This is a genomic window from Ramlibacter sp., assembly GCF_035706265.1.
Taxonomy (GTDB): domain Bacteria; phylum Pseudomonadota; class Gammaproteobacteria; order Burkholderiales; family Burkholderiaceae_C; genus Ramlibacter.
This window is the reverse complement of record NZ_DASSVG010000298.1, coordinates 1-3,958: the sequence shown is the minus strand read 5'-3', so window position 1 is coordinate 3,958 and position 3,958 is coordinate 1. Positions and strand designations below refer to the sequence as shown.

Genomic DNA, 3,958 nt, shown 5'->3' with positions numbered 1-3,958 from the left:
CGGCGCAGCGCGGGTCGTAGACGGCGTCGTGGAACCACAGGGCCAGTTCCACTTCCACCGGGTGCTGCGCCAGGGTGGCGGCGGCATCGAGATGGGCCAGGCAGGCGCGCAGGTGCTGCAGCGTGTGGTAGTGCCGGTGCGCCTCGCTGTAGGCGGCCACCAGCTGGTTGTACAGGCCGTTCGGCACCGTCTCCGCGCCCAGCTCGCGCCACAGCCGCTGCCAGGAAGCGTTGCTCGTGGTCATGGATTGCTGGCGTTCTGCTGCCGCGGCAGCGCTTCCTTCACTTCGCGCCCTAGTTCGATCACCGCCATCGCGTAGTAGCTCGACCAGTTGTAGCGGGTGATGGTGTAGAAGTTCTCGGTGCCGGCCACGTAGGTCGGCGCGTCGCCGCCATTCTGCAGCTCGATCAGCGCGAGCGGCCCCTGGTGCTCCAGCGCCGGGCCTTCCAGCACCGCGCCCTTGGCCTGGAAGCTCGCCACGCCGAAGGTGGGCAGGATGTCCGGCGCGAGCAGGGCGTCGAGATCGAGCTTGTCCTGGTCGAAGCGCACCGGATAGTGCGTCGGCATGCCCGTCACCCAGCCATAGCCCTTGAAGTAGTTGGCCACCGAGGCGATCACGTCGGCGGGGCTCGCGGCCAGGTCCACCTTCTTGTCGCCGTCGTAGTCCACGCCCCAGCGCGCCAGGCTGCTGGGCATGAACTGCGGCATGCCCCAGGCGCCGGCATAGCTGCCGCGCGGTGCGAGCGGGCTGGTCTTCTCGGTGTAGTGGAAGGCCAGGAACTGCTCCAGCTCGCCGCGGAAGTACTGCGCCCGTTCGGCCGCCCGCGGGTGGTTGTCCGGGAAGTCGAAGGCCAGCGTCGCCAGCGCATCGAGGATGCGGAAGTCGCCCATCTGCTGGCCGTAGATGGTTTCCACGCCGACGATGCCGACGATGATCTCGGCCGGCACGCCGTATTCCTGTTCCACCGCCTCCAGCGTGCGGCGGTGCTCCTCCCAGAAGCGCACGCCGGCGCGGATGCGGATCGGGTCGATGAAGCGGCTGCGGTAGACCGCCCAGTTCTTGGCCGTGGTGGGCGGCGCGGGCTGCATCAGCCGCGACACCACCGCCAGGTTCTGCGCCTGTCCGAGCATGCGGCGGGCCCACTGCGGGTCGATGTCGCGGCGCGCCGCCAGTTCGTCGGCGAACTGCATGGCGTCCTCGCGTTCGGCGTAGGGCGGGCCGCGGCGCTGCGGCGGCGCCTTGCTGCGTTCGCTCGCGCGGCCCTTGCCGGCGGCGACGAGCTCGTCACCCGGCTGCCGCTGCGGTTGCGCGGACAGCGCCAGCGGGAGGAGCAGCACGAGGAACGACAGGAAGCGGAACAGGGACATCAGCGGGGCCAGGCGAGGTGGTGGAACTCGCGCCGCAGCGCGGCCAGGCTGGTGCCGCCGGAGCGCGCATAACGCTGCGCTTCCAGCTTGAGCAGCCAGTCCGCCAATGGTCGCCCATCCGCGCCGAAACGTGTCGTGACAAGATTCGCGATTTGGCGTGGCGGCGTGGAGCGGCCGACCTCGATGCCCGCATTGCGCAGCTTCCGCCGCGCGCGGCCCAGCAGCCGCAGCCAGGGATCGTGCTGGCGCCGGTCCCACCAGCTCCAGAGCACGCCGAGCAGCGCGGTGGCGACGATCAGCCCGATCAGCAGCCGCGCCAGGTCCTCCCAGCCGGGCGACTTGAAGCCCAGATTGCGCAGCAGGTTCAGCTGGCGGCTCTGGGTGTAGTTCAGGATCCACTGGTTCCAGCTGTTGTTGAGGGCCTCCCAGGCAGTACGCACCATGGCCGAGAGGTTGGGGTTGACCGTCTCCATCGCCTCGGCCAGCACGCCGCGCGGCGCCGCGAGCCGCTGCAGCGAGCCGGTGCGGCCCGGCGCGACGGCGGACGTGGGATCCACGCGCACCCAGCCGCGGCCCTCGAGATACACCTCGGTCCAGGCGTGCGCATCGCTTTGCCGCACCACCCAGAAGCCGTCCAGCGCGTTGAGCTCGCCGCCCTGGTAGCCGGTGACGATGCGCGCGGGGATGTTCATTGCGCGCATCAGCACGGCGAAGGAGGAGGCGATGTGCTCGCAGAAGCCCTGCTTGCGGTCGAACCAGAATTCGTCGGCGCTGTGCAGGCCGAAGACGCCCGGGTCCAGGGTGTAGACGTAGCCGCCGGTGCGCAGCAGGCGCAGCGCGGCCTGCACCAGCGCCTGCGGCTCGCGCGGGTTGTCGCGCTGCAGCTGCGCGGCCAGCTCCTGGGTGCGCGGGTTGAAGCCGGCCGGCAGCTGCCGGTATTCGGCCAGCACCAGCCCGCGCGAGGGCGGCCCGTGGCGGAAGGAGAGGTAGCTCTCCGCCTCGTAGCGCAGCAGGTCCACCACCGGATGGTTGGTCACCCATTGCAGCTCGCTCGTCATCGCCACCTCGAGCCCGGGCGCGTGCGGCGGCGTGACGGCGGCATCGAGCGTCAGCAGCCAGGGCCGGTTGTTCGGCTCCAGCGTCAGCTCGTAGGGCACCGGAGCGCCGAAGCCGGTGAGGCGCGGATCCTCCAGCCGCGGCGGCGGAAAGCGCGTGCCCAGGCGCGCCAGCAGGGGGCGCCACGCGCGGCCGTCGAAATCGGTCAGCACCGGCCCGCGGAAGTACATCTCGCGCTGCGGCGGCACCTGGTCGAGGAACTTCACGCGCAGCGCCACCGAGTCGTCGAGCGCGAGGCTGGCGATGGCGCCGACTTCCATCTGCGCCGACAGGCCGCTGCGCCCGCTCAGGGCGTCGCTGGGGATGCCCCACAGCGGCGCCAGGCGGGGGAACAGCAGGAACAGCACCGCCATCACCGGGGCGCCGAGCAGCGTCATCCAGCCGGCCGTGCGCGCGGCCTCCGCCAGCGGCGGCCGGCCCACCGGCATGTGGGCGTTGACCAGCGCCGTCAGCAGCCCGAGCAGCCCCACCAGCATCGCGGCGGCGACCGGGAGGGACTGCGAGAAGAAGAAGTTGGTGAGCATCGTGAAGAAGCCCAGGAAGAACACCACGAAGGCGTCGCGCCGTGCGCGCAGTTCCAGGGTCTTCAGCGCCAGCAGCGCCACGATCAGCGTCACGCCGGCGTCGCGTCCGAGCAGCGTGCGGTGCGTGAACCAGGTGCCCGCCAGCGAGCCGAGCAGCAGGGCCACCACCCACCAGCGGCCCGGCAGCGGCCGCGCCTGCACCGCCAGCCGCGCGCGCCACACCAGCACGCCGGCGACGAACACCGAGCACCACCAGGGCAGGTAGTTCACGTGCGGCACCACCACCCAGCCGATCACCGCCAGCAGGAACAGGGTGTCGCGGCTGTCGCGCGGCAGCGCGGCCAGGCGCAGGGCGGGATTCAGCACAGCGCCAGCGCCTCCAGGCAGCGCCGCTTGTGGGCCTCGCCCGCGCCGGGCGCGATCTGCTGGCCGGCCAGGCGCAGGCCATAGTCCTGCCCCAGCTTGTCGGCCTGCAGCACCCAGGCCGCCAGGCGCGACAGGCGCGCCTCGGGATCGAGCAGGCCGGTCTGCGCGGCATCCAGCCACAGCTCCAGCCGCTGCGCCTGCATGGTGTCGCGGCTCACCAGCTCGTGCGACTTGGCGGCCTTCTTCCACACCACCAGCTTCATCGGGTCGCCGGGGCGGTAGGCCCGCACGCCTTCGAATTCGCCGCTGTTCTGGACCCGCGCGAGCGCGGCGCCGCCGGAGCGCGGCTCGCCGGCCGGCAGCGGCGGCGGATGCGGCTCGGGCGCCGGATAGACCAGCACCTGCGCCGCCGGGCGCCACACCGTCCAGACGCGGAAGGTGCCGAGCGGAAAGCGCGTCTCCGCCGTCAGCGCCGGCACGCGGTGCAGCCCGCGCCGCTGCGGCCGGAACGCCACCTGCACGGTGCAGCTGCCCTGCGCCGGCACGTCGGTCCAGGTCCAGTGGTCGCGGTGCGCGGCATCGAG

The 3,958-nt window shown here is 72.0% G+C and carries 3 protein-coding genes and 1 pseudogene; all 4 read right to left on the bottom strand.

Going from position 1 to position 3,958, the window contains the following annotated elements:
* Positions 1 to 244: pseudogene (locus VFM98_RS10940) on the bottom strand (N-methyl-D-aspartate receptor NMDAR2C subunit); the annotation flags it as partial.
* The gene (gene mltB, locus VFM98_RS10935; protein ID WP_414709013.1) at positions 241 to 1,368 is read right to left on the bottom strand and encodes a lytic murein transglycosylase B; all 1,128 of its coding nucleotides are present in this window, start codon (positions 1,366 to 1,368) and stop codon (positions 241 to 243) included. The pseudogene VFM98_RS10940 and the gene mltB, both read right to left, overlap by 4 nt.
* Entirely contained in the window at positions 1,368 to 3,371 is a 2,004-nt protein-coding gene (locus VFM98_RS10930; protein WP_325109952.1) for a DUF3488 and transglutaminase-like domain-containing protein, read from the bottom strand. The genes mltB and VFM98_RS10930 overlap by 1 nt, the downstream gene beginning before the upstream one ends.
* On the bottom strand, positions 3,368 to 3,958 hold a 591-nt coding region (locus VFM98_RS10925), incomplete at its 5' end, for a DUF58 domain-containing protein (RefSeq protein ID WP_325109951.1). The genes VFM98_RS10925 and VFM98_RS10930, both read right to left, overlap by 4 nt.